Origin of the sequence: Paraburkholderia kirstenboschensis (genome assembly GCF_032806925.1) — a bacterium.
Classification (GTDB): Bacteria; Pseudomonadota; Gammaproteobacteria; order Burkholderiales; family Burkholderiaceae; genus Paraburkholderia; species Paraburkholderia kirstenboschensis.
On record NZ_CP136512.1, the window covers coordinates 2,550,690 to 2,576,021 of the forward strand.

Genomic DNA, 25,332 nt, shown 5'->3' on the forward strand with positions numbered 1-25,332 from the left:
GATTGCACCACATCGCCACGACATGGACACGACGGAGTACAACGCATGACTCAGCTCAATGCCAGGCGCTTGCGCAGCCAGGAATGGTTTGACGACCCTGCCAATGCGGACATGACCGCGCTTTACGTAGAGCGCTTCATGAACTATGGCCTCACGCGGGAGGAACTGCAGTCCGGGCGGCCCATCATCGGTATTGCGCAGACGGGCAGCGACCTGGCGCCTTGTAACCGTCACCATATTGAACTAGCGGCGCGTACCAAGGCCGGCATTCGGGACGCAGGCGGCATTCCGATGGAGTTTCCGGTTCACCCGCTTGCGGAACAAAGCCGCCGTCCCACCGCCGCACTTGACCGCAATCTCGCTTATCTCGGGCTTGTTGAAATCCTGCATGGATTTCCTCTGGATGGCGTCGTGCTGACAACAGGCTGTGACAAGACGACGCCCGCCTGCCTGATGGCCGCTGCAACGGTCGATATGCCGGCCATCGTGTTGTCAGGCGGTCCGATGCTGGACGGTTGGCATCAAGGCAAGCGGGTGGGATCGGGAACGGTCATCTGGCACGCGCGCAATCTGCTCGCGGCGGGCGAGATCGACTACGAGGGGTTCATGGAACTCGTTACCGCGTCGTCTCCGTCCATTGGGCATTGCAATACGATGGGAACCGCGTTGTCGATGAACAGTCTCGCCGAGGCGCTGGGTATGTCGCTTCCGGGTTGTGCAAGCATTCCGGCCGCGTACAGGGAGCGAGGACAGATGGCGTATGCGACCGGCAAGCGTGTCGTCGACCTTGTGCGAGACGACGTGCGGCCGTCGAAAATCATGACGAAGGCGGCGTTTGAGAACGCGATTGTCGTGGCTTCGGCGCTCGGCGCATCGACCAATTGCCCGCCGCACCTCATCGCGATTGCTCGTCATATGGGCGTGGAGTTGAGCCTCGATGACTGGCAGCGCGTCGGCGAAAAGGTGCCGCTCATCGTGAATTGCATGCCGGCCGGCGAGTATCTGGGCGAGAGCTTCCATCGCGCGGGTGGTGTTCCGGCGGTGCTTCGCGAGCTTGACCGCGCCGGGCTCGTGCATCGTGACTGCTTGACCGTATCGGGCGAGGTCATCGGCGCTATTGCTGACAATGCGGCTCAACCCGACCGCGAGGTCATCAAGACGACCGACGAGCCGTTGAAGCACGGCGCTGGATTCATCGTGCTGTCCGGAAACTTCTTCGACAGCGCCATCATGAAGATGTCCGTGGTCGGTGATGCATTCAGAAACACGTATCTGAGTGAACCCGGTGCAGAAAACACCTTTGAAACAAGGGCAATCGTATTCGACGGTCCCGAGGACTATCATTCCCGCATCAATGATCCGTCGCTCAACATCGACCAGCACTGCATTCTGGTCATTCGGGGTGCAGGCACCGTGGGCTATCCAGGCAGTGCCGAGGTCGTCAACATGGCTCCTCCTGCCGAGCTTGTGCGTCAAGGTATAACGTCGCTGCCCACAATGGGCGACGGCCGGCAAAGCGGAACGTCGGCAAGTCCGTCGATTCTGAACATGTCGCCGGAGGCGGCCATTGGCGGTGGGCTTGCGCTTCTGCAAACGGGAGACCGCATCCGCGTCGATCTGAATACGCGGACTGTGAATGTGCTGGTCGATGAAGACGAGCTTGCACGCCGTCGTGAGACAGTAAGCTTCGAGATTCCGCCGGCGCAGACACCGTGGCAAGAGCTATATCGGCAGACTGTCGGTCAGTTGTCCACGGGCGGATGCCTCGAGCCCGCAACGCTCTATCTGAAAGTCATAGCAGAACGCGGCAACCCGCGACATTCCCACTAAACCGGCAGCGCTGGCATTCAATTGGTGATGCCAGTCCGGCCAACTCGATCTGCCTGTGTGAACCGGAGACAACCCTCATCATGACTTCACAAAACCCCACCCGCTATCTACCTGACGATTTGCAGCGGGCGCTGCTTGTCGGTCGCGTCTGGCGCAAAACGGCCGCTTACGAAGGGCCGTCGGTCGTAGTAGTCCGCAACGGCGAGGTGCTGGATATAACCGCGAATGTGCCGACAACTGCCGACCTGTTCGACCGTGAAGACGTCGCTCAGTTTGCCCGGACGGTTGCGGGTGAGGCGCTTGGCTCGGTTGAGAAGCTGGTCGAAGCAAACCTGGGCGCAGTGCAAGAGCACGCGCCCCGTTTGCTTGCACCGAACGACGTTCAGGCAATCAAGGCGTGTGGCGTCACGTTCGCAGTTAGCCTGATCGAGCGGGTGATCGAAGAGCAGGCGGGCGGAGACCCCGCTAAAGCCGAAGAGGTTCGAGGAACCATCGCCGCCACCATCGGCACCGACCTGTCGAAAATCAAGCCGGGTTCGGAAGCAGCGATGAAACTCAAGGCAGAACTCGAACGACGCGGCGCATGGTCCCAGTACATGGAAGTCGGCATCGGGCCCGACGCCGAAGTTTTCTCGAAGTCGCAGCCGATGTCCGCAGTGGGTTTCGCGGCGGACGTCGGCCTGCTGGCGGCGTCGAAGTGGAACAACCCGGAGCCTGAAATCGTCCTTGCGGTGAACAGCCGTGGCGAGGTTGTCGGCGCGACACTAGGCAACGACGTCAATCTGCGCGACATAGAAGGGCGCTCGGCTTTGCTGCTGGGCAAATGCAAGGACAACAACGCGTCATGCTCCATTGGTCCTTTCGTGCGTCTGTTCGACGACTCGTTTGACCTCGACTCCGTTCGCAAGGCCAGCGTTTCCCTGCGCGTGGAAGGCGCGGACGATGGCTTCGTCCTGGAAGGCGTCAGCCACATGAGCGAAATCAGTCGGGATCCGGCTGACCTCGTCGCGCAGACATGGGGGCGTCATCACCAGTATCCGGATGGTTTCATGCTGTTCCTCGGCACGATGTTCTCCCCGATCAAGGACCGCGATACGAAGGGCGGCGGCTTCACGCATCACCTCGGCGACAAGGTGACCATTTCGACACCTGAACTCGGTGCGCTAATCAATACCGTGCGATTGAGCACGGAGATCGCGCCATGGACTTTCGGCGTGCGCGCGCTTTATCGCAATCTGGCTTCCCGGGGCGCGCTTTAAGCGGCTTCGCGCGGGCGCACGAAGCCGACGACGCCTTATTGCGCCTGGGTGGCCTGACGTTGCGCGGCCTGCTGTTGGGCCTGCTGTTGTGCGTGCTGTTTGGCGAGGTGCCTGCCAACCATGCAGCCGCCGACCGCGCCGACGACCGCATGGTGCCCCGCGTAATGTCCAGCGACGCCGCCCACTACCGCACCCTTGAGGCAGCCCGCGGCGTTTGCCGTGCCTGCGGTCGCGAAGATCAGCGTGGTTGCAATGAGGGCGATTCTTATCGGGCTAGCTTTCATTCGAAGATACTCAAAGGTTGGATGTTCCGGATCGGGCGCCTTCGGGCGCCGTTTCCGCGGTTTCAATACCCGCGCCAATCATGACGCTCGCGCCATTCGTGCGCACGCCATTCGTGGCGGCGCCATTCACGTTCACGCCATTGGCGACGCTCACGCCATTCACGCGCTCTCCAGCCGTCATAGTCCCCGTAGGCGACGGCGACAGGGGCGGGAGCATACACGACGGGAGGCGGCGGTGCGTACACCGGTTCAGCCGGCGCATAGCCTCCGACCGGGATGCCAATCCCAACGCCGATGTCCACGTGAGCCGACGCGGCCGTTGACGCTGCCAATGCAGTCAGACCGAGTACTACGCCGAAAATCTTCTTATTCATTTTCGCTACTCCTTGCACGCGTTGCGTGCCGTGTCGGTGAACATGGCTCGAAGTGTAGGAGACGCCGCCAGACACAGGTGCAACGGCTGTGCGAGATTGGTAACACGGCATTACGCGCAGATCATCACTGCCGGCCCACGTCGCAGAAGCTTGTTGCAATGTAACGTCACGGCGCCACAACTTTCCCCCGCCGATGTGCCATGATGGCAGCAGGAGAGAAGGCGCAAGACGGTCACATGGCAATCGGGCAAGGGAGGCAAAAAGTGACGAACGACGACAACCTGTTGGGCGACCGGTCAGCGCAGGAACCGGAAGCGCTCCAGACACTCGCTGGATACCTGGAACGGTCTCTTGACGGAGCTAGCAGCGTCGTCATGATCCGGCACACGAACGAGCTCTGCACCGTTTATCTGGGTAATCCCGAGGGCCCGCGCGAAGAACTCAAGCAGATCGGCGCGATATCCACGGCGCTTGCCAATGAGATGCTCGAGTCGACTTCTTCAGGGGTGAATCTCATGCAAATCGACGGTCAAACGTATCGCTTCGCACGCAGTTTCACCGAGGTCGACGGCATGGCGGCGGTTGTCTTTTCAACCGAATGACGTTGCTCATTGCCATCGAGCTGGAACGCTTTGTTATCGTTTCAATGGCGCCATGCGCCTGATCGGTTAAAGGAGGATTGGTGCGTTCGAGACAGTATGTTGGCCTGCTGCTGTTCGTGGCAGCCCTCGGTTCGACGCGAGCGTGGGCGAGTGACATCCAATGCGCTGCAACCCGGCAGCCGGCAGAGCGCGTCATATGCGACCACGCCATTCTGAATAACGAGTACGACGATATCGCCGCTCAGCAGCAAGCTCTGCTCAGCAGCGGAAAGCTATCATCCGGGCAACTCGCGCAATGGCGGCAAGCACGGAATGCTTGCACCGACGTGCACTGCATCGACACGGTGTTCGCGCAATGGAAAACGATGGCGAAGTCCATTGCGGCGGACGCCGTGGCTGCTCCGGCTGTGGCTTCGTCAACGGATTTTGCTCCTGTCGGACCGGCATCTGATGCAGGTGCTTTCCCGCCGGCCGGAGGCACTTTGCCAGCGTCGCAGGCATCGCCGACGTCCGAGGCATCTCTGGTGCGTCAAGGCAGTGCGGCCGGCGTAGCGCTTCCGCAACCTGTCGCGAGCCAGGCGTCGTCGCCGGCGGCCGCTGCGGTTGTCACTGGCGCTCACGAACCTCGGAGTGCGACAGGGTTAGCAACCGCATTGACGGTGCTCGTCCTCATTGCGGCAACACTTGGCGCCTTCGTCATCCGCCGCAAGCGAAGTGGTGGCTCGCCGAAGCGTCACTGAGAAACCGTTGCCAGGAAACCGACATAAAGCCGCGAGCCTCGACACCCGAGTAAGCTTGCGGATGCGCAGCTTCGCCTTCTCAAGGCGAGAACAGCCTTTGCCACGAGCATGGGCGGCCCGCGCGACTCCTCGCAAATCACCGACAACTTACAAATGGACCTTTGGATTCAACCCTGTGCACGGTGCGCCGACCTCTACGGGATGCCGGCGACCGAACCCCCGCATCAAGACCTTACGCTCAACGGTGCGGGCGCCGTTAAAGATGCGCGAGCCGAGGAACACTACACGTGCCTTCGGTGTCGCGGTGTGTTTGCGCGAATCCTCGCCGGTCCGCCGACGAGACAGATCTGGATGCTACTGAACGCCGGACAGCATTGACGCGTATCGCCTGGATACCGGCGGCCGTCACTTTTTCAGAAACGGGTGCGTTTTGCCAAAGTCCTTCAACGTCACCGGGAGCGCAAGCGGGGACGCAAAATGGTGCGCCGTTGAGCTGTCGTCCAGCCGGCACTCACCGGTCAGAACCGTTCAATGTGGATCACGCGCTGCACCGCTGCCTCATGCCGGACGCTTTGAAAACACGTCCTTGAACACCGGCATCGCCGAAAAGACGTTCGGCCATCCCGCGTAGAACGCCGATTGCGTCAGCACTTCGGACGCTTCATGTTGGCTCAGCCCATTGTCCATCGCGCGGTTCGTATAGCGCTCGAAGGCGGGAGAAACCGACTTCAAGTCGGCGAGGGACGGCGGTTGCATGGTTTGAGTCCTTTGCGTTTATGCGCAGCCGGATGCAAGAATCGCGAGACCTGCCGCGGCAATGTGCTGCGACAGTTGGCGGATTCTGTTGTTACGGGTTGCTGTATTGCTCATCGGTGACATGTTCGAGCCAGTTGACGTTCTTGCCGTCGAGCGCTTCCTGAATGGCGATGTGCGTCATCGAAGTCGTCGATGTCGCGCCGTGCCAATGCTTGTGGCCTGGCGGGCACCAGACAACGTCGCCCGCGCGGATCTCAACGCGCGTTTCGCCCTCGCATTGGGTCCAGCCGCAGCCCGCCGTCACAAGCAGCGTCTGGCCGAGCGGGTGCGTGTGCCATGCGGTGCGCGCGCCGGGCTCGAAGGTGACGCTTGCACAGGACACTCGCGCCGGAGGAGGCGGAGCGTTCAGCGGGTCGATCCGCACCGTGCCCGTGAACCATTCTTCGGGGCCTTTCATAGAGGGCTGCGAGCCCGCGCGTTTCAGTTCCATAACATTCTTCCAATCAGGTTGTTCGATGCATGCGTCATGCGGCTAATCGTAATCTAGCGCCTCGCCATTCATGCGACTAGATAGCAAAACTGGCATGGTCTTATGCTGTGACGCATTAATCGATGGACGACTGCAACCTCGGGGTGATCTCTCGCGCACAACGAAAACCGGCCCACCCAGTGGTAACATTTGTTGTCACGCCTCCCATTCTCTCAACCCTGCTCGGGGCCATCGCATGCCAGACAGTTTCGACCAGCTCGCCGCCCTGATCCGGGCGCGGTTCTCCGAACTGAGTCCGCAATTCCAGATGGGCGCGGGATTCCTGCTTGACCACCCGGACGAGGTCGCGGTTTCGTCGATGCGCAAGGTTGCCGAGCGTGCGCAAGTGCAACCAGCGTCGCTCGTGCGTCTGTCACAGCAACTCGGCTTTCCCGGCTGGAACGAACTGCGCAACCTGTTCGTCGCGCGCGTGCGCACTCGGCCCGAACCGCTCACGAACCGGGCTCGCTCGCTAGTCAAGTCGAAGGACGCGCTGGCCAACGATCTTCTCGTCGCACAGCAGCACAATCTGGAAGTCACCGCGGCACACAATGGCCGCGTGATCGTGGAGGCGGCGCGACTGCTGCGGCGCGCGCCGCATGTTCATGTGGCGGGGTTCCGCTCGTGCTACCCGGTCGCGTTTGGGCTCCTGTACGGTTACCGGTTGTTCCGCTCGTCAGCTTCGCTGCTCAACGGCGAGGCCGGCACGCTCGAAATGCAACTTCGCACGGTGGAGCGCGATAGCGCCACCATTGTCATCAGCTTCGCGCCATATTCCGTCGAAGCCGTGCGCGTCGCGGAAGCCGCGCTCGAAAAAGGCAGCAAGCTCGTTGCCATTACCGACAGCGCCGTTTCGCCGATCGCACTGAACGCGGACAAGGTGCTGATCTTCTCGCACGAGAGCCCGTCTTTCTTCCCATCGCTGGTCGCGGCCACGGCGATCGCAGAATCGCTCGTTGCGCATCTGCTCGCACTGGAAGGCGCGGACGCCGTCGAACAGTTGAGCATTGCCGAGCAGTCGATGCATGCGAAAGGCGCGTACGTGCCTTGATGTAAGCCCTTTGTGAAATCGCCAGTGGTAGCGAGCGCATGGCGCTATCCACCGTCGACCGTCTCAGCCAGTCACCCTCGACTTGCGAGACCGACACTGACCGAGCGTTTGCCCCCATTCGATGTCGGCGCTGCCACGCCCGAACAGAAGGCCGTTCTCGACGAGATTTTGTCCGGTCCGTGCGGCAATCTGAACGGACGGTTTCTCGGCAAAGGCGGTCGAGCGTTTCGGGCACAAGGTGGTGATCAACCTCGTTGGGCTTCCCGGCTATTACGCGCTCGTCGCGATGACGCTGAACGTGTTCGGCATGCGCGCCGTCGGCCAGCAAAGCTTGCCGTTCGTCGAGCAACCTGCAACGGTCGCGGCAAGGCGGCGTATGTCACCGTCACGGCATTGGCACACGGAAGCGCCTATGATGAAGGTCGGTCCAGGTCCGCGCCTGTCACACAGCGCCGCACTCGCGACCCATGCCAAAGCCGCGGAACATTCGGGCTGGACCGTTGCGGCGGGCATCGCTATCAGGCGTGCAGCGCGTGAAGCAGGGCAAAACAGGAGAGAACGATGAAGCGCAAGGCATCAGCAGTCTGGCAAGGCGGTCTGCAGGACGGCAAGGGCTCCATTTCCACCGACAGCGGCGTCCTCAAGGAAACTCAATATTCGTTTTCCACGCGTTTCGCGGACGGCATCGGCACGAATCCGGAAGAGCTGATCGCGGCTGCGCACGCGGGCTGCTTTTCGATGGCGCTGTCGGCGGAACTGGGCAAGGCGGGAATCTCGCCGGAACGCATCGGCACCACTGCAACGGTCACCCTCGACAAAGACGGCGGCGGCTTCACGATCACCGCCGTGCATCTGGACGTAGCGGTCAAAATTCCTGGCGGCGACAAGGCGGCGTTCGACAAAGCCACCGCGGACGCCAAGGCCGGTTGTCCGGTGTCGAAGGTGCTGAACGCCACTATCACAATGGATGCGAAGCTCGAAACCTGAGCGGGGCATCGGCAACTGGCGGCGCGCGATGCTGCCCTGCATCGTTCGCCGCGCATTGAAACTTCCGCGCAACCCACACCGCAGGGCCAGCATCGTGTGCCGGCGCGGCGCTTCTCCAATGGCACCGCGATGACAACCCAAGCCGAAAAAGCAGCTCAATTCCAGGCGCTGCATACAGCGCAGGACGCGTTCGTTATTCCTAACCCGTGGGACATCGGCTCGGCGCGGTTGCTCGCGCTGGCCGGCTTCAAGGCGCTCGCGACCAGCAGCGCCGGCTACGCGTTTTCGCGTGGCTTGCCGGATAGCACCGTGGGCCGCGCGCAGATGATGATCCACCTCGCCGAAATCGCGGCCGCGACCGATTTGCCGGTCAGCGCCGATCTGGAAAACGGTTTCGGCGACGCGCCTGACGACTGCGCGGAAACCATCCGCCAGGCGGCTCGGGCGGGCGTGGTGGGCGGCTCGATCGAAGACGCGACCGGCCGCGCCGACGAACCTATCTACCCATTCCAGGCCGCTGTCGAACGCGTGCGCGCCGCCGTCGAAGCGGCCCGCGCCCAGCCGTTTCCTTTCACCCTGACCGCGCGCGCGGAGAACTACCTCGTTGGCCGTCCGGATCTCGACGACACGATTCGCCGCCTGCAGGCCTTTCAGGACGCCGGCGCCGACGTGCTGTACGCGCCAGGCCTCAAGACGCGTGAGGAAATTGCCGCCGTGGTCGGCGCGCTCAAGCGTCCCGTCAACGTGTTGATGGGCTTGCAGGGCGTCCTTCTCAGCGTCGACGAATTGCGCGCGATGGGCGTGCGGCGCGTGAGTGTCGGCGGCTCGCTGGCGCGCGCGGCGCTTGGCGCGTTCCTGCGCGCCGCGCATGAGATACGCGATCACGGCACCTTCGATTACACGAAAGATGCGGCGAGCGGCAACGAACTCAACCAGCTTTTTGCCGCGGCTGAAGAAAAGTGGCCGACGCCGGGCTAGAAGGGCGGCTGTCCGTGCCCGAAGGTCAGCGAAACGGCGATGCGGGAATTGCACGCGAAGTGTGCCGCTGTAAGCCGCGAAGTGGTATGGCGAGACGCTGTGTAACCACGCGGGGCGAGAAGTCGGGAATACAACATCGCATTGTTGTCGGCAGAGACAAGCCGAGCATGGTTCGCATATGGTCGTTTGACCGGTACCGTTGCGGCCGCCGACATGAGATCCTTTTCTTCAAGCCACTCGCGAACGGGCTTTCGCAATTGCCCTGAAACAAGGTTGTTTGTAGCTAGCTGGGCGACTACACATCCCGCATGGGTAGGCACCGCGACTCGATCCGCGCTGCCGGACTAACAGGCGGGGCTGTGCCACCGTGCTGACTTTTCTCTTCTAACTCTTCAGCGGGATCATCAGGATGGACGACAAGGACATTCCTCTTGCCAATAGCAAGGTTGAATATCAAACCTTGCTCCGGGAGAGCGGCTACACCGTCGCTAAAACGACTGTCCGCGCGGGTGGCGAGACACAATGGCATCATCACAGCCATGTCAGTGATCGCTTTCTCGTAGTCCGCGGAGTGCTGACTGTGGAGACGAAAATCGACGGGCTCGTCAAGAGCACAAGAGTGCGTGACTTTCACAATGTCGATCCGGGCGTCGTTCATCACGTCAAGAACGAGACGGAAGAAGACGTGGTCTACATCATGGTACAGGCGGGAGGCGCGCCGGATATCGTGCTAGCCGTGGCTCCTGCCTGAGCGCCGGAGCCGCTGCACGAGTCGAGCGATCATAGCAAGCCCTTTGCCGATGCCCTCAGCGTGGCTACCGCGCGCGTTGAGCATTCGAGCTTGCGAAACACGCTCTCCACGTGCGTGCGAACCGTGCTCGGACTGAGCGCCAACTCCTGTGCGACTTCCTTGTTGCTCGCGCCCCGCGAAATGGCGCGCAGCACGTCGATCTCCCGTGCAGAGAGGCGTGCGCCTTGAGGCGTCCTGCTCGTTGCGCGTCTAGCCACGGCCGTGCCGTCACCAAGCAGCGCCTCCACCGCGTGGGCATCCAGCCGGCCGCTTGCCGCCTCGTCACGCAACTGCTTCGCGGCTGCTTCGGCGGAGAGTGCCGCGCGCCACGGGCGCGCCGAGCGCAACGCGACCCACGCCACCGACGCCGCCAGCACACGGGCCTCGAGCGATAACGCAGGATCGCGCGCCGCACGAAAATAGCCCGAACCGTCCAGACGTTCGTATGCATGCGACGCAAGTTCGGCTGCTTCGCCGAGCGCCCCGGCCTGCTGGCCCGCGCGCCAGGTCCAATAAGGGACGAGGCGCACTTTTTCCCAGGCGCTCGGGGGCAAGCCTCTCGCCATGTTCCACACATTGTTGGGAACCGCCGCGCGGCCGATACCGTGAATCAGACCCGCGCGATAGACGCGCCGTTGCGCCGCGTCATCTTGTGTGAGCCGCGCATAACCTGCAGCTGCCGTCGCGCCCACTGCGCGGGAGAAGCCGGTCATCCACGGCAGCTTCAGATCGATGACGTCGGCGATCAATTCGGCCGACGTCGTCTGTTGCATTCGAGACGTCGTCAGCGCGGCGTCGAGATCCGCAGCGGACAGCTGATCCAGTTCCGTCAGCCACGAGGGCGCTTGGCGCGCGGCGGTGTCGACGAGCCGCGCCGGGTAGCGGGCGTCGGCGCGTTGTGCAATCAATCCGAGCGCCCGTTCCATACCATACGTGCGGGAGAAGACCTCCAGATCGCCCGCGAGGGCGACCACGTAAACGGGAACCGGCACTGCCACTCCTTCGAGACGTGCGGGGAGCCCGCTGCCGTCCCACGTTTCGAAGATGTGGCGCAACGCGGTTTCGGTCGCCCGTGCGAGGCCCAGCATGCGCGCGATTTCGCCCGACACCTCGCAGTGAATCTGTGCGAGCGGCGCGAGCACAGCGGCGACGCCGCCTAGCGCCTCGAGCGGCTCGATCCAGTCAACGCGGCCTTCGAGCATCGCAACGCGGCTTGCGATGTCGTCGCCGAAAACGTCGGCGAAGCCCGCGGCGTTCGCCGTGCAGCCTGACCAGCGCAGCATCGACGCCTCGCGGACGGTGTCGCATGCTGTCGCGTCGATGCCGGCGGCTTGCGCGAGGCGCGCCGCGAGCCATCCAGTGCGCAGCGAATGGTCGGTTGGCTGGCCCATGCTCAGATCGCCGATGAAGGCGAGCGCCTTCACCGAGTCGAACACACGCAGCGGCGTGTGGCTAGCATCGTCGTCGATCATTGGGATCACGTGAACAATCACTTTTGGGAACGACTGATAACCATATGCGATCCCGCGTTTTGGGGAGGGTCGGTCATCTGACCGATGCCGCCGAAGACGGCGGGATGCGATCCTGACATGCGATCTTTACCACCGACCAGACCCGACCATATACGGAGCATTCATGTCCTTCCGGTTCCAACTCGTCATTTCGGCGATTGTCCTCACGCTCGCTAACGCCTCGTTCGCTCAACCCAATGCGGACAAACCTGAGCGGATCAGGGGCACCATCCAGTCGTATTCAGGCGGCATGCTACAGGTACACCGGCGCAGCGGCGAAACGGTCAGCATTGCAGTAGACAATGCAACGGGCCTGAATGCCGTGAAAGCCGTACAGCTTTCGGATATCAAGCCTGGTGCCTACGTCGGGGCCGCCGCGATGCCGGGCGCCGACGGCAAACTCGTGGCGAAGGAAGTCCTCGTGTTTCCCGAAGCCGCGCGCGGAACTGCGGAGGGTCACTATTCATGGGACCTGGGCGCGAATAGCTCGATGACAAACGCGAACGTCGATACGGTAGTGCAGGGTACCAGCGGTCGCGACCTCAAGCTTTCGTACAAGGGCGGCAGTAACACCGTCACGGTGCCCGCGAACGCGCCGGTCGTGACGCTCATTCCCGCTACACGCGACGAACTGACCACGGGCAAGCAGGTGTTCGTCGTCGCAACGCACGGCTCAGGCGCCGCCTACAAAGGGCTGCAGGTTGTCGTGGAGAAGGACGGGCTGGCGCCTCCAATGTGAGTCGGACTGTCGAACGAGCGCTATCTATCATGACCGCCGACAAGCCGCCACGGCAGCGAAGGTCAGAAAAGGAGTTGCAATGAATGAACACCCCATGGATGCCGATAGCGTTCGCGAAGAACGCTGGCTAACGCGCTACTACTTCGTGCGGACCGCGTTTTCCGCGGTCTGGGTCGCACTTGCTTTTTCGGTCGGGCTACACTCGCCGGAGGCGACAGCGGCGCTGCTTTTCGTCTATCCCGCATGGGACGCGCTGGCCAATTACTTCGACATGTCGCGTAGCGGCGGCATGGCGGAAAGCCGCACGCAGGCAATCAACATTGTTGTCAGCGTCATCACGGCGATCGCAGTCATTGTGGCATTGAGAACCAGTATGAGCTGGGTGCTTGGCGTCTTCGGGGTGTGGGCGATACTGTCCGGGCTCTTGCAACTCGGAACTGCGCTGCGCCGCTGGAAGCGCTCCTCCGCGCAATGGGCAATGGTTCTGAGCGGCGGACAATCGGCGCTGGCAGGTGCGTACTTCGTCATGCAAGCCGGTGTGTCGATGCCCCCGGCTGTCTCACGCGTGGCGGGTTACGCCGCAGTCGGCGCAATCTATTATCTGGTTTCCGGGTTGTGGCTCCATGCACGCCGGCTGCGCCGCAAGGTCGCTTGAACGGCTGAAAGAACTGGCGATTCTCGCGATCCCCTCGCTCTGCATGTGCTTCATGAGGCGTTCGATATTGGCCGGACGAGCTTCTTGCGCCGCACCCGGAACCGCCTCATAGAGGAGAGATTCCGCTGACTCCGGCCTTGCCGCCGACGTCGGCCGAACATTCGCCTGCGAGAAAACGGGCATCGGCAGTATCGGACAACGAATCGTGGCCGTCCGTCGTCGAGTGGCTGCGTCGCCAACTCGCGGGCGGCAAGCCGAATTCCCGCTTGAATGCGCGATTGAACGCCGCCTCCGACTCATAGCCGACCCGTTCCGCGATAGCCGTAAGCGGCTGCGCTCCGTCACGTAACGCCTGTGCCGCAATTTGCAGACGCCAGCGCGCCAGGTATTGCATCGGTGGCTGGCCAAGCAATTGAGTGAAGCGCTGTGCAAGCGCCGAACGCGAAAGGCCCGCTTTGCGCGCAAGTTCGTCGACCGTCCATCCATGCGCCGGTTGCGCGTGCATTAATGCGAGCGATCGCCCCACGAAACGATCGCTGACGCCAGCCAGCCATCCTTTGCGATCCGCAGGCAGCGCATCGACACAACGCCGTACCGCTTCCACGAAAAGCAGCTCGGACAAACGGCCGAGCACAATCGCGCTTCCTACGCGCCATTCGGCTGCTTCGACAGCCGCGAGTTTCAACGATGACTCCAGCCACGCGGATCTCGCGTCGTTGCGCATGTCGATCTTGAACATGCGAGGCAATGCCGACAGTACCGGATTGGTCAGCGTGTCGTCGCAGGCGAGAAAGCCGCAAATGAGGCGCGTTTTCACGCCGCCCCCACCGTAGCTCAACCTGATCACATCGCCCGGCGTGGTTTCCAGATACTGCGACAGCATTTCGTGGGAGGGCGCCGGTTCGAGTTCGAGCGAACTGCCCATTAGATGCGCTTCACCTTGCGGCACGACGAGAAGTTCACCGGCATCGACGCATATGGCGGAAGAGGGGTCGTCGACGAGTCGTGCGCGGCAGCTTCCTTCCGTGATGAGGTGATAGGAGACGATGCGCTCCGCGCGCGGCAGAAACGAGACGCACAACTCCCGGGTCGCCTCGCCGAAAACACACCAGGGTGCAGTGAAGTCGGCGCTTAGATACACCGCTCCACTGAGATGCACGAGGCGAAGTACGTCGGAAAGAGCATCCATGGCGTCGTCCATCAGTTTCGGCGTCCTGCGCAAAACATCTGGACGGCCGGTCATTCACCGATACGGCTTGCGTCCCGATACTAGCACTCACGCGAATCCGCAACAACGAACGGTAGAGCGCCGGATTACACCATCAGGAGAACGACATGAGTTACCCAGAGACTTATCGCGGTCAATGCTTTTGCGGCGCAGTGCAATTCACGGTAAGCGGAGAACCCGCGGGTATGGGCTATTGCCATTGTGAATCGTGCCGCAGATGGTCGGGAGCGCCCGTCAATGCGTTCACGCTGTGGAAGCCGGAGGCACTGCACGTTACTCGCGGCGCCGATGATATCGGCACTTACAACAAGACGCCTCATAGCTACCGCAAGTGGTGCAAGTCGTGTGGCGGACATCTCTTCACCGAGCATCCCGGGCTCGAACTGATCGACGTGTACGCCGCGGTCATCGCCGACTTCCCATATGAGCCCGGCGTGCACGTTCATTACCCGGAGTCGCGCCTTCGAATGAAAGACGGTCTGCCCAAGCAGAAGGATCTGCCGGCGGAAATGGGCGGCTCGGGTATCAGCGTCGCCGAATAGCCATTGCATCTCGCGGTTCCGGTTCGATTCGCCCGATCGTCGCGCGGGCCTTCTCGCAGTGCAAGTTCGCGGCGTCATCTGAATGGCAGCAACTCCGAGCATTGACTCATTGCTGCCCTCGGTTCTCAGGAGTCGTTTATGTCCGCAGTCGATTCTTCTTTTTCGCCCGTCGCAGACTTCGCTGCCGTCAAGGTCCGTCAACAGGCCGCGTGGTCGACCGGCAACTATGCTGTCGTCGGCACGACGCTGCAGATCGTCGGAGAAACTCTGTGCGAAGCGCTTGACCTGCGCGCCGGCTCGAGCGTGCTCGACGTTGCAGCCGGCAACGGCAATGCAACGTTGGCAGCCGCGCGCCGTTGGTGCGATGTCACTTCCACTGATTATGTCGCGTCACTGCTGGACGCCGGCCGTGCCCGCGCACAAGCGGAAGGTCTTTCCGTCAAATTTCAGGAAGCGGACGCGGAAGCGCTGCCGTACGCGGACGCCTCGTTTGACATCGTCATGTCGACGTTCGGTGTGATGTTCACTCCGGATCAAGCGAAGGCAGCGGCTGAACTGGCTCGTGTGTGCAAGCCGGGCGGGCGGATCGGCCTCGCGAACTGGACGCCGGATAGCTTCATCGGACAGGTGTTCAAGACAATTGCCAAGCACATTCCGCCATCTGCGGGCGTGGCATCGCCGGCGCTGTGGGGAACGAAGGCGCGGCTGGAAACACTGTTCGAAGGAAAGACCCGGAAGATCGTCGCGAACAGCCGCCATTTCACGTTCCGTTACCGCTCGCCCGAACATTTCGTGGAAGTTTTCCGCACGTTTTATGGGCCGGTGAACAAGGCATTTGGGGCACTCGAAGGCGAGCGGCAAGCGGCGCTTCTCGACGATCTGATGACATTGATAAAAAGCCGCAACCGGTCCGGCGACGCGACGCTCGTGCTGCCGAGCGAGTACCTCGAAGTAGTGGTGGAACGATCATGAACGGCGTCGGGCGCAGCGTCGCCGTCCTGCTCGGATCCGCCTCGCGCCTCTGGTCGATCGCTTGCCTGATCGGTCTGCGGCACGGTTCGGTGATGGTTGCGTTGCCACTGTGCTCGTCGGCGTGCTTCTTCGGTCTTCGGTTCGTACTGACGGTGTTGGGTCTTCCGGCTTGACTGCCGCTCCATTGCAATCCGCTGCTTTACCGCGCCTTCGCGCGCGGTAAAGCCAATCCATTTCTTCATGCCACGTGTGCTCACTCGCAGCATCATTGATGCCGTCAAAAATGATGCGTTTACCACTGCAAAAAAACTTGCATTTCGCGCGGGGAAAACTACCTTGATTAAACAAAGCAGTTCGGGCTCGGCAGCGGAGGGGACACATGCCGGCTACACGTATGATGATTGCGCGTCGCGCGGGCGTGAGCGTTGCCACGGTCGATCGTGTGTTGCGCGACGACCAGGCCGTGCGTCCCGAAACGGCAGAGCGTGTGCATCTTGCACTCTCGGCGTTGCGCGACGACCGAGCGAGTCGCGGTCGCCCGGCTAAGATCAACACGTATCGCGTCGCCTTCGTTCTTCCTCAGGTCAATTCGCGCTTTCTCGATCATGTCGAGCGCGACATCGCGCTGTCCGCGAGCTTCTTTCGCGAGCACCGCATCATTCCTTCTTTCTACCGGTGCGACTTCGCTTCTCATCGCGACACCATTGTTTTCGCGCAGCAGGCCATCGACTACGACGCGCTGGTACTCGTGCCGCTCGACTACCCCGCGGTCGAACGTCTGATCGAAGACACGAGCGATGCAGGGGTGCCCGTCGTCACTGTGTTCTCCGATTTGCCTGCCAGTCGCCGCGCAGCCTATGTCGGAGTGGATAACCGGATTGCAGGACGCACCGCAGGAGCGTTGATGGGCCGCTTTCTCGGTGCGCGGCTCGGCACGGTGGCGGTCCTGTCGGGCTCATCACGCCTGCACGATCAACTGGAACGGCGCACCGGGTTTTCACAGGTGCTCGAAGAAGACTTCCGCAATCTGCGCTGGATCGCCGAACCGGACTTCACTGAAGACGACGACGGCGCAGGTCTCGCCGCGCAGGGTCTCATTGCGCGTCACCCGGATCTGGTCGGCGTGTATGCGACCGGTGGCGGCATTTCAGGCATCGCGAAAGCATTGCAGGAATCCGGCGACAAGTCTCGTCTCGTTCTGATCGGCCATGAATGCACCGCGGCGACCCGCACGCAGTTATCCGAGCGCGCTATCGACGTGATCCTCGACCAGGACGTGCGCGGCATCGTCCACTGGTCGGGCCTCGTCGCGGTCAATTGTCTTAACGACGTACGTGGCGCGCTCGCCATTCCAACGCCGGAAACCAGAATTTATCTTCGTGAGAATGCGCATGCCTGAAGCTCGCGACACGCGGATTGCAGTCCGAATCCGCTGAGCTCAAACACAGCACCCGGCGCATGGGCGCTGTTCCATAGCAGGTTGGAGACCCGGGAAAGACAAGGAGAAGACAAATGTTACGTCTTACGTCAGCAAGGGTAATAGCGGCGGGCATGATCGCGTTCGGACTCGGTATGGCAACCGGCGCGCGGGCACAGGACAAGCAGTTGACGTTATGCTGGGCAGCATGGGACCCGGCCAATGCACTCGTTGAATTGTCGAAAGATTTCACCACGAAAACCGGTATTAAAATGAAGTTCGAGTTCGTGCCGTGGACGAGTTACGCGGATCGCTTCATCAACGAACTTAATTCGCATGGCAAACTATGTGACCTGATCATCGGCGACAGCCAGTGGATCGGCGGCGCGGCAGTCAACGGGCACTATGTGAAGCTCAACGATTTCTTTGCGAAGAACAAGATTTCGATGAACGACTTCGTGCCGGCGACTGTGGTGGGATATGCGGAGTGGCCGAAGAATACGCCTAACTACTGGGCGTTGCCGGCCATGGCGGACGCAGTGGGCTGGACGTATCGCAAGGACTGGTTCGCTCGTCCGGAATTGCGCGCGGAATTCAAGCAGAAATATAAACGCGAACTCGAACCGCCCACCACACTGGACGAACTCAAGCAAACCGCGGAGTTCTTTCAGGGCCGCAAGATCGACGGCAAGACGGTCTACGGTGTCTATATCTTCACAGAGCGCGGTTCTGAAGGCATCACAATGGGCGTGACCAACGCGCTTTACAACTTCGGTTTCGAGTATCAGGACCCCAAGAAGCCGTATCACCTGGACGGCTTTGTCAACTCGCCCGGCGCGGTCAAGGGACTGGAGTACTACAAGGCGCTTTACAAGTGCTGCACGGCGCCCGGTATGACCAACGCGTACATGCAGGAAGGACTGGACGCCTTCAAGTCCGGCCAGGTGGCAATGCAGATGAACTGGTTTGCATTTTTCCCCGGACTCTACAAAGACCCGAATGTCGGCGGCGACAAGATCGGTTTCTTCGTCAACCCGCGCGAAACGAAGCAGTACACGCAGCTTGGCGGACAGGGCATTTCTGTCGTCGCTTATTCGGATCATAAAGACGATGCACTCGAGTACATCAAGTGGTTCGCGCAGCCAGACGTCCAGAAGAAGTGGTGGCAGCTTGGCGGCTATTCGGCGGCGAAGTCAGTGGTCGACGCGCCTGACTTTCCGAAGAGCGCACCCTTTGCGCCGGCGTTCCTGAAGTCGATGTCGATCGTCAAAGACTTCTGGGCTGAACCTACCTATGCGGAACTGTTGCTCGACATGCAAAAGCGCGTGCATGACTACGTGGTGGCCGACAAGGGCACGGCCAAGGAAGCGCTGGACTTGCTGGTCAAAGACTGGAACAAGGTCTTCAAGGCCGAAGGCAAGAACTAGCGCGTATCGAGGACGGGACCGGCGGCGCCTGCACGGACGCCGCCGATGCCTTTAAAGGAGCGAGGCATGCTGGCAAACAAGCCTTTTTCGTCGGCGGGGCTGAAGTCCCCGGCGGCGGCGCGCGCGCACACGCGTCTGACCGGATTGTCGGACAGAAGCATTGCGTGGCTGTTCATCCTTCCAACAATTCTGCTGCTGCTCGCGATCAACATCTTTCCGTTGATCTGGGCGTTGCGTCTGTCGTTCACTAACTTCAAGTCGAATATGCCGAGTGTGCCGGCGCGCTTTGTCGGAATCGACAACTACGTCGACATTCTCACCGACGAAGACATCTGGTACGCGATGCAGGTAACGGCGCGCTTCGTGTTCTGGTCGGTCGGTCTCGAAGTGCTATTGGGTTTCGGCCTCGCGTTGCTGATCAACCGGCAGTTCCGCGGCCATAGCTTCTGGACCACGCTGATCCTGCTGCCGATGATGCTGTCGCCCGCGGTGGTTGGCAACTTCTGGACCTTTCTGCTGCAACCGCAAACGGGGTTGTTCAACGATATTGTCGGTTTCTTCACCGGCATTGCGCCCGGCTCGTTTCAGATGATCGGCGACGTGTCGCTCGCGCCGTGGACCATCGTGATGGTCGATACGTGGATGTGGACGCCGTACGTGATGCTCATCTGTCTCGCGGGCCTGCGCTCGATTCCCGACTATATCTACGAAGCCGCCGAGGTGGATCGCGCCACACCGTGGCGGCAGTTCTGGTCGATCACGTTGCCCATGACGTTGCCGTTCCTGATGCTCGCCGTGCTGTTTCGCGGCATCGAGAACTTCAAGATGTTCGACATGGTGAACCTGCTGACTTCGGGTGGCCCCGGTTCGGTGACCGAAACCGTATCGATCACGCTGAAGCGCGCCGCTTTCGAGAAATGGCAGACAGGCTACTCTTCCGCACTGGCAATCATTCTGTTCGTGACGGTATTCGGTGCGGCGAATATCTACGTCAAGGCGCTCAACCGGGTGAAACAGCGATGAGACCGACTACCGCACAACATTCGGTGGTGGCTTCTTCGCCACGCGGCAAGCGTTTTGCCGCCGCGGTTGTCATCACATACGCATTGCTCGCGACCTTGCCGATGCTGTGGATCTGCCTGACCAGCTTCAAGACGCAGGAAGATGCCATCGCCTATCCACCTGTCGTGTTGTTTCAACCGTCGATGGAAGGTTATGTGAACCTGTTCACGATCCGTTCGCGGCAAACGCCGGAGTTCATCGCCAGTCTGCCGCCCGCGCGGACCTGGTATGAGCGCGATGTACGCAAGCGAAACATGGTGATTGCCGGTCCGTCCAAAGTTTTGCCGCGCTTCGTGAATTCGCTCGTGATCGGTTTTGGCTCGACCTTTCTCGCGGTATTTCTCGGCACATTGGCGGCCTATGCGTTTTCGCGCTTCAAGGTGCCGCTCGCCGACGACCTTCTGTTCTTCATTCTGTCGACGCGCATGATGCCGCCGATTGCAGTCGCCATTCCGATTTACCTGATGTATCGGGCGCTCGGTCTGAGCGACAGCTATGTCGGCATGATCGTGCTCTATACAGCGGTCAATGTATCGCTGGCGGTCTGGCTTCTGAAGGGCTTCATGGACGAAATTCCACGCGAGTACGAAGAGGCCGCGCTGGTGGACGGCTACACGCGGCTCCAGGCTTTCGTCAAGGTAGTGCTGCCGCAGGCCATCACCGGCATTGCTGCGACTGCGATTTTCTGCCTGATCTTCGCGTGGAACGAGTATGCATTCGCGTCCCTGCTGACGAGCGGCGATGCGCAAACAATGCCGCCGTTCATTCCGTTCATTATTGGCGAGGGCGGGCAGGACTGGCCGGCAGTCGCGGCCGCGACGACGCTTTTCGTGCTGCCTATCCTCATCTTCACTGTCGTGTTGCGCAAACATCTGTTGCGCGGCATCACCTTCGGAGCGGTGCGCAAATGAAACGAGACTCCGTTTTGCCGCAAAGACATTATCTGCGCCGCGGCTACAGCGAAGCAGTGTCGACCGCACTGATCGGTCTTGGCATGGCAATGCTGGTGCAGCCGTTTTCGCTGACACTGTTCACGTGGTCGTTTCCGGTGGTCCTCGTCGGTGCGCTGGCGTTTGTCGTGACCAGTCATTTCCCGGACTGACGCCATGTCGACGATCGTTCTTGCCAACCTTCACAAGCGTTTCGACGACTTCGTCGCGGTGCGCGACACCAGTTTGACTATTGGCGCGGGCCGCTTCGTCGTGTTGCTCGGTCCGTCGGGCTGCGGCAAAACCACGACGCTGCGCATGATAGCCGGCCTTGAATTGCCCACCTCCGGCCAGATCCTGATAGACGGTGAGGACGTGACGCAATTGCGCGCACGTCAGCGCGACATCGCATTCGTGTTCCAGATGTTCGCGCTCTATCCGCATATGACCGTGCGCAACAACATAGCCTTTCCGCTCAGGAACGAGCATGTGTCGCGCAAGGAGATCGCGGCGCGCGTGGACGCCGCCGCCCACATGCTGCGCATCGAGAACATTCTCGATCGCAAGACGGGCGGCCTGTCCGGCGGCGACCGGCAGCGCGTGGCGCTGGGCCGCGCGATCGTTCGGCAGCCGAAGGCGTTCCTGATGGACGAACCGCTCGGCACGCTCGATGCGGATTTCCGCGAGCTGATGTGTCTCGAGTTGCGGAAGCTACATAATGCACTTGCCGCCACGACCGTTTATGTCACGCACGATCAGAGCGAAGCGATGGCGATGGCCGACGACATCGTCGTGATGAACAAGGGCGAGTTGCTGCAAGCCGGTCCGCCGCAGGAGATCTATCACTTTCCGGCGACGGTGTTCGTCGGCAATTTCATCGGCAGTCCGCCAATGAATTTCCTCGCGGCAGATGGCGGGGTGGACGCCGGCGACGAACAAGTCCATTTGCACGGCGCAGCAGTGCCGGTGCCGCGCTCTCACGCTGGTGCTGAACGCGTGCTGCTGGGCATTCGTCCCGAGCATGTGACGGTCGATCAGCACGGCCCGCTGCGCGGCAAGGTCATCGCCGATGAATACCTTGGCTCGCATCAGGTGCTGGTGGTCGAGACCGCGCTGGGCGTAGTGCGGGTGCGGGTCGGCAAAGACGATGGCCTGCCGGCCGGGTCACCGGTCGGTTTGTCGTTTCGCAAGGACCGCACGCTGCTTTACGACGCGCAGAGCGGCCGGCTGCTGCCGGGCGCCGCTCGCACGATTCCTGCACAGGGAGAAGCTCATGGCTGAAATCCAGTTGCGCAATGTGTCGAAGCGGTTCGGCGAAATCGCCGCGGTGGACGATATTTCGATCGACGTGGCCGACGGCGAGTTCGTCGTGCTGCTCGGACCGAGCGGCGCAGGCAAGACCACGACCCTGCGTCTGATCGCCGGGCTCGAACGGCCCGACGCGGGCGACGTGCTCATCGACGGGGCGATCGCGACCGGCGTGCATCCATCCGACCGCGACGTCGCATTTATCTTCCAGCAATACTCGCTGTATCCGCATCTGACCGTGTTCGGCAACCTGGCGTTTCCGCTGCGCTCGCCGAGACGGCGCAGCAGCGAGGCGGACGTGCGTGCGCGTGTTCACGCGGTCGCCGAAATGCTGCATATGGAAGCGAAACTCGACAACATGGCCACGCATCTGTCCGGCGGTGAGATGCAGCGTGTGGCGATTGGGCGCGCGCTCGTGCGGCAGCCCAAGGTGTTTCTGATGGACGAGCCGCTGTCGTCGCTCGATGCGAAGCTGCGTGAAGAGTTGCGCATCGAACTGAAGCGCCTGCATCGTACGATCGGTGCGACCATCGTCTATGTCACGCACGACCAGGTCGAAGCGACCACGCTCGCGGATCGCATCGGCATTCTCGATCATGGGCGTCTCGTGCAACTCGGCACGCCGCGCGAGGTGTACGGCAATCCGGTGTCGCTCAGCGCCGCGCAACGGCTCGGCTCCCCGCCGATCAACCTGCTGCCGCCCGCACTGTTCGACTCGGTTCACATGCCGGCGGGCACGGCGACCGTCGCGATCCGTCCCGAGGACATCGTGCTGCACGACCCGTCTGAAGGCCACGCGAGCGGCGCACAGGATGCACTCGATCTGACGGTGCTCGAATATTCGCCGCTGCGTCATCTGCTGATTCTCGATCGCGCCGGAACCGCCGTGGTCGCGACGACAGTCACGGAGCGCAGTTTCTCGCCGGGGCAACGGGTCGGCGTGTCGCTGCCCCCACGCAGCCTTTTATATTTCCATGCCGACGGCAGGAGGATCCCGACATGAACGGCAAAACGGTCATGACGTGCATCGACGCCGCGTATGCGGCGTTGAAGGAGCATACCGACGAGATCGCTTCGCTCGACCAGCAGATCGGCGATGGAGATCACATTTTCAATCTGCTGCGCGGCATGGAAGCGCTCCTTGCGGTGCGCGCGGAGATCGAGGCGCAAGCGTTCGGCCCCGCGCTCGAGATCGCGGCTGCCAAAGTGCTGTCCACGGTGGGCGGATCGTCGGGTCCATTGTTCTTCTCGTTGCTCAACGGGATGGCGAAAGCGTCAGCGAACAATGCAATGGATGTGGCTGGCTTCGCCCGCGTCTTTGCGGCGGGAGTCGAGGCCGTTGGACAACGAGGCAAGACCGGCGTCGGCAGCAAGACGATGATGGACGTGTTGATACCGGTCGCGCAGCGCTTCGAGCAGCTGGCGGCAGAAAGCGCAGCGGCGCAAGCGGTGCTCGACACCTTGCCGCGAGTCGCCGAGGAAAACATGCTCGCAACGCGCGACATGCTGGCAACCAAGGGACGCGCCTCGTTTCTCGGCGAGCGCTCGCGCGGGCATATCGATCCGGGCGCGCGCTCCAGTCAGATCATGATTGCCTCGGTATGCGCGCGGCTCGCGCAACACAATGGACAAGGAGCGTGACGGTGAAAAAATTCATCAATCATGTGGACGATTTTCTCGCCGAGAGCCTGGCGGGATTCGCCGCGGCGCATGGCGACCTGGTCGTACTCAATCGCGAACCGGTGTTCGTGCGGCGCAAGGACCTGAAGCCCGGCAAGGTCGCGCTTATCTCGGGCGGCGGCTCGGGGCACGAACCGCTGCATTCGGGATTTGTCGGCCACGGCATGCTCGACGCCGCGTGCCCGGGCCAGATCTTCACATCGCCGACACCCGACCAGATGATGGCGGCCGCCAAGGCCGTCGATACCGGCTCGGGCGTGCTGTTCATCGTGAAGAACTATTCGGGCGATCTGATGAACTTCGAAATGGCCTCGGAGATGTCCGAGGTGCCCAATGCGATGGTCCTGATCAACGACGACGTCGCGGTGGAGAACTCCAGCTATACGACCGGGCGCCGTGGGGTCGCGGGCGCGGTCATCGTCGAGAAGCTGGTGGGCAGCCTCGCGGAAAGCGGAGCGAGCCTCGACGAATGCAAGGCGTTTGGCGATCGCATCAACAAACGCACGGCTTCGATGGGTGTCGCGTTCTCCAGTTGCACGGTGCCGGCAGCCGGCACGCTGACGTTCAAGATCGGCGACGATGAAATCGAAGTCGGCGTCGGCATACATGGCGAGCCGGGCAGGCGGCGCGCGAAATTTGCATCGGCCGATACGATTGCAGCGGAGTTGCTCACCGCGATAGTCGACGATCTGAAGCCGCCTGCGGGGGCGGGCTTGCTGGTGCTGGTGAACGGCCTTGGCGGCACGCCGCTTGGCGAGCTTTACCTGCTCTTCAACTCGACGCGCGCTTGGCTCGAAAAGCGCGATCTGAAAATTGCCCGTGTGCAGGTGGGGGCGCTGACCACGTCTCTCGAGATGGCTGGCGCTTCGATCACGCTTTGCATGCTCGACGAACAAATGACAAAGCATTGGGACAGCGCGGTGCATACGCCGGCGCTGAGGTGGGGCTTATAGAAGAGGGCGGCCCAGTTACCGAAGATGACTGGTCGCGCGTCCTGCATTGGCGGAGCCACTAACCACGCGCGCCCGCTCGATGGTCAAAGGCGGCTCCGACACCCGTCTCAGTCGCGATCTTGCGCAGGCGCAATCACACAACCTCGAGATCGCGTTGACGCAGAACGCCGACAGCGTCGTCGAAACGGCGAAGACGTTGAAAAAGGCGCCGCATGTGCACGTCGCGGGTTTTCGGTCGTGTTATCCGGTTGCGTTCGGCCTGCTTTATGGATATCGCCTCTTTCGCCCATCGGTGAATCTCCTCAGCGGGGAAGCCGGCACGCTCGAAATGCAGTTGCGCGGCATCGAGAAAAAGCACGCCGTGGTGGTCGTCAGCTTCGCGCCGTATTCCGTCGAAGCGGTTCGCGTCGCGCAAGCGGCGATTGAACGCGCAGCGAAACTGATCGCGCTGACCGATAGCGCCGTATCCCCGATCGCGCTGAACGCCGATCACACATTGATCTTCTCGCACGAATCGCCGTCGTTCTTTCCATCGCTCGTCGCGGCATCGGCGCTCGCCGAGATGCTCGTCGCGCATCTGCTCGCGCTCGAAGGCAAGAACGCGATTACCAATCTGGGGCAGGCCGAAGTGGAGCTGCACTCGCAGGGCGCCTACGCGGCAAGCTAGCCGATCGACGCCCGCAGCAGTTCGCAAAGATCGGCAGCGATGGACCACATCGACACGTGTCG

At 61.6% G+C, this 25,332-nt stretch carries 27 protein-coding genes and 2 pseudogenes; 23 read left to right on the top strand and 6 right to left on the bottom strand.

Features of this window, described 5'->3' with window-relative positions; all coding sequences use genetic code 11:
• Positions 1 to 45 precede the first annotated feature (45 nt).
• Together RW095_RS20370 and RW095_RS20375 are read left to right on the top strand one after the other, a co-directional pair.
• Entirely contained in the window at positions 46 to 1,830 is a 1,785-nt protein-coding gene (locus RW095_RS20370) for an IlvD/Edd family dehydratase (RefSeq protein ID WP_317017956.1), read from the top strand.
• Positions 1,831 to 1,910: 80 nt separating this feature from the next.
• A complete protein-coding gene (locus tag RW095_RS20375; RefSeq protein ID WP_317017958.1) occupies positions 1,911 to 3,089 on the top strand; it encodes a fumarylacetoacetate hydrolase family protein in 1,179 nt (392 codons plus the stop codon).
• Between the two features lie 35 nt (positions 3,090 to 3,124).
• Here RW095_RS20375 and RW095_RS20380 read toward each other — a convergent pair whose 3' ends face one another.
• Both RW095_RS20380 and RW095_RS20385 read right to left on the bottom strand, forming a co-directional pair.
• On the bottom strand, positions 3,125 to 3,373 hold the full coding sequence (locus tag RW095_RS20380; protein ID WP_128586206.1) for a hypothetical protein: 249 nt from the start codon (positions 3,371 to 3,373) through the stop codon (positions 3,125 to 3,127).
• A 62-nt stretch (positions 3,374 to 3,435) separates the two neighbouring features.
• Entirely contained in the window at positions 3,436 to 3,747 is a 312-nt protein-coding gene (locus RW095_RS20385) for a hypothetical protein (protein ID WP_317017960.1), read from the bottom strand.
• A gap of 263 nt (positions 3,748 to 4,010) precedes the next feature.
• Between RW095_RS20385 and RW095_RS20390 the strand changes: the two genes are divergently transcribed.
• Positions 4,011 to 4,349: a hypothetical protein gene (locus tag RW095_RS20390; protein WP_317017961.1), complete on the top strand. Its 339-nt coding sequence runs from the start codon at positions 4,011 to 4,013 to the stop codon at positions 4,347 to 4,349.
• A gap of 1,298 nt (positions 4,350 to 5,647) precedes the next feature.
• Here the strand turns inward: RW095_RS20390 and RW095_RS20395 are convergent.
• Together RW095_RS20395 and RW095_RS20400 are read right to left on the bottom strand one after the other, a co-directional pair.
• Positions 5,648 to 5,845 (bottom strand): carboxymuconolactone decarboxylase family protein, encoded by a 198-nt coding sequence (locus RW095_RS20395; protein ID WP_394365107.1) that lies wholly within the window; start codon positions 5,843 to 5,845, stop codon positions 5,648 to 5,650.
• A 91-nt stretch (positions 5,846 to 5,936) separates the two neighbouring features.
• On the bottom strand, positions 5,937 to 6,335 hold the full coding sequence (locus RW095_RS20400; protein WP_317017963.1) for a (R)-mandelonitrile lyase: 399 nt from the start codon (positions 6,333 to 6,335) through the stop codon (positions 5,937 to 5,939).
• A 235-nt stretch (positions 6,336 to 6,570) separates the two neighbouring features.
• Here RW095_RS20400 and RW095_RS20405 point away from each other — a divergent pair, with 235 nt between their 5' ends.
• The 5 genes and pseudogenes from RW095_RS20405 to RW095_RS20425 all read left to right on the top strand — a co-directional run bounded on the left by RW095_RS20405 (position 6,571) and on the right by RW095_RS20425 (position 10,141).
• Positions 6,571 to 7,425, top strand: coding sequence for a MurR/RpiR family transcriptional regulator (locus RW095_RS20405; protein ID WP_317017964.1), 855 nt, complete (start codon positions 6,571 to 6,573; stop codon positions 7,423 to 7,425).
• 205 nt (positions 7,426 to 7,630) lie between these two features.
• Positions 7,631 to 7,771 (top strand): annotated as a pseudogene (locus RW095_RS41770) (carboxymuconolactone decarboxylase family protein); the annotation flags it as partial.
• 215 nt (positions 7,772 to 7,986) lie between these two features.
• Positions 7,987 to 8,412, top strand: a complete 426-nt coding sequence (locus RW095_RS20415; protein WP_020070885.1) for an OsmC family protein — start codon at positions 7,987 to 7,989, stop codon at positions 8,410 to 8,412.
• 129 nt (positions 8,413 to 8,541) lie between these two features.
• On the top strand, positions 8,542 to 9,390 hold the full coding sequence (locus RW095_RS20420) for an isocitrate lyase/PEP mutase family protein (protein WP_317017966.1): 849 nt from the start codon (positions 8,542 to 8,544) through the stop codon (positions 9,388 to 9,390).
• A 409-nt stretch (positions 9,391 to 9,799) separates the two neighbouring features.
• Positions 9,800 to 10,141 carry a cupin domain-containing protein gene (locus RW095_RS20425; protein WP_317017968.1) on the top strand — a complete coding sequence of 114 codons (342 nt, stop codon included), beginning with the start codon at positions 9,800 to 9,802 and terminating at the stop codon, positions 10,139 to 10,141.
• A 29-nt stretch (positions 10,142 to 10,170) separates the two neighbouring features.
• On the opposite strand, the gene RW095_RS20430 is transcribed toward RW095_RS20425, so the two are convergent.
• Positions 10,171 to 11,652, bottom strand: coding sequence for an HD domain-containing phosphohydrolase (locus RW095_RS20430; RefSeq protein WP_317017969.1), 1,482 nt, complete (start codon positions 11,650 to 11,652; stop codon positions 10,171 to 10,173).
• Between the two features lie 163 nt (positions 11,653 to 11,815).
• On the opposite strand from RW095_RS20430, the gene RW095_RS20435 reads away from it, so the two are divergent.
• Both RW095_RS20435 and RW095_RS20440 read left to right on the top strand, forming a co-directional pair.
• Positions 11,816 to 12,430 (top strand): hypothetical protein, encoded by a 615-nt coding sequence (locus RW095_RS20435; protein ID WP_317017970.1) that lies wholly within the window; start codon positions 11,816 to 11,818, stop codon positions 12,428 to 12,430.
• Between the two features lie 79 nt (positions 12,431 to 12,509).
• On the top strand, positions 12,510 to 13,085 hold the full coding sequence (locus tag RW095_RS20440) for a DUF308 domain-containing protein (RefSeq protein ID WP_317017972.1): 576 nt from the start codon (positions 12,510 to 12,512) through the stop codon (positions 13,083 to 13,085).
• 106 nt (positions 13,086 to 13,191) lie between these two features.
• Here RW095_RS20440 and RW095_RS20445 read toward each other — a convergent pair whose 3' ends face one another.
• Positions 13,192 to 14,274, bottom strand: coding sequence for an AraC family transcriptional regulator (locus tag RW095_RS20445; protein ID WP_317017973.1), 1,083 nt, complete (start codon positions 14,272 to 14,274; stop codon positions 13,192 to 13,194).
• Between the two features lie 146 nt (positions 14,275 to 14,420).
• Here RW095_RS20445 and RW095_RS20450 point away from each other — a divergent pair, with 146 nt between their 5' ends.
• The 13 genes and pseudogenes from RW095_RS20450 to RW095_RS20510 all read left to right on the top strand — a co-directional run.
• Entirely contained in the window at positions 14,421 to 14,855 is a 435-nt protein-coding gene (locus RW095_RS20450; protein ID WP_317017975.1) for a GFA family protein, read from the top strand.
• Positions 14,856 to 14,993: 138 nt separating this feature from the next.
• Positions 14,994 to 15,827 (top strand): class I SAM-dependent methyltransferase, encoded by an 834-nt coding sequence (locus tag RW095_RS20455; RefSeq protein ID WP_317017976.1) that lies wholly within the window; start codon positions 14,994 to 14,996, stop codon positions 15,825 to 15,827.
• Positions 15,824 to 16,000: a hypothetical protein gene (locus tag RW095_RS20460; RefSeq protein ID WP_164853748.1), complete on the top strand. Its 177-nt coding sequence runs from the start codon at positions 15,824 to 15,826 to the stop codon at positions 15,998 to 16,000. The genes RW095_RS20455 and RW095_RS20460 overlap by 4 nt, the downstream gene beginning before the upstream one ends.
• Before the next feature lie 206 nt (positions 16,001 to 16,206).
• A complete protein-coding gene (locus RW095_RS20465) occupies positions 16,207 to 17,226 on the top strand; it encodes a LacI family DNA-binding transcriptional regulator (RefSeq protein WP_317017979.1) in 1,020 nt (339 codons plus the stop codon).
• A 113-nt stretch (positions 17,227 to 17,339) separates the two neighbouring features.
• On the top strand, positions 17,340 to 18,671 hold the full coding sequence (locus RW095_RS20470) for an ABC transporter substrate-binding protein (protein WP_128585345.1): 1,332 nt from the start codon (positions 17,340 to 17,342) through the stop codon (positions 18,669 to 18,671).
• Between the two features lie 66 nt (positions 18,672 to 18,737).
• On the top strand, positions 18,738 to 19,694 hold the full coding sequence (locus RW095_RS20475; RefSeq protein ID WP_128585346.1) for a carbohydrate ABC transporter permease: 957 nt from the start codon (positions 18,738 to 18,740) through the stop codon (positions 19,692 to 19,694).
• Positions 19,691 to 20,644: a carbohydrate ABC transporter permease gene (locus RW095_RS20480; RefSeq protein WP_317017982.1), complete on the top strand. Its 954-nt coding sequence runs from the start codon at positions 19,691 to 19,693 to the stop codon at positions 20,642 to 20,644. Before RW095_RS20475 ends, RW095_RS20480 begins: the two co-directional genes overlap by 4 nt.
• Positions 20,641 to 20,835: a hypothetical protein gene (locus RW095_RS20485; RefSeq protein WP_128585348.1), complete on the top strand. Its 195-nt coding sequence runs from the start codon at positions 20,641 to 20,643 to the stop codon at positions 20,833 to 20,835. Before RW095_RS20480 ends, RW095_RS20485 begins: the two co-directional genes overlap by 4 nt.
• Before the next feature lie 4 nt (positions 20,836 to 20,839).
• On the top strand, positions 20,840 to 21,943 hold the full coding sequence (locus tag RW095_RS20490) for an ABC transporter ATP-binding protein (protein WP_317017984.1): 1,104 nt from the start codon (positions 20,840 to 20,842) through the stop codon (positions 21,941 to 21,943).
• Positions 21,936 to 22,973 (top strand): ABC transporter ATP-binding protein, encoded by a 1,038-nt coding sequence (locus RW095_RS20495; RefSeq protein WP_317017985.1) that lies wholly within the window; start codon positions 21,936 to 21,938, stop codon positions 22,971 to 22,973. Before RW095_RS20490 ends, RW095_RS20495 begins: the two co-directional genes overlap by 8 nt.
• Positions 22,970 to 23,611 (top strand): dihydroxyacetone kinase subunit DhaL, encoded by a 642-nt coding sequence (gene dhaL, locus RW095_RS20500; protein ID WP_128597142.1) that lies wholly within the window; start codon positions 22,970 to 22,972, stop codon positions 23,609 to 23,611. Before RW095_RS20495 ends, dhaL begins: the two co-directional genes overlap by 4 nt.
• A 2-nt stretch (positions 23,612 to 23,613) precedes the next feature.
• Complete coding sequence (gene dhaK, locus RW095_RS20505; RefSeq protein WP_317017987.1) at positions 23,614 to 24,603, top strand: dihydroxyacetone kinase subunit DhaK; 990 nt, start codon at positions 23,614 to 23,616, stop codon at positions 24,601 to 24,603.
• A gap of 52 nt (positions 24,604 to 24,655) precedes the next feature.
• Positions 24,656 to 25,270 (top strand): annotated as a pseudogene (locus RW095_RS20510) (MurR/RpiR family transcriptional regulator); the annotation flags it as partial.
• Positions 25,271 to 25,332 lie beyond the last annotated feature (62 nt).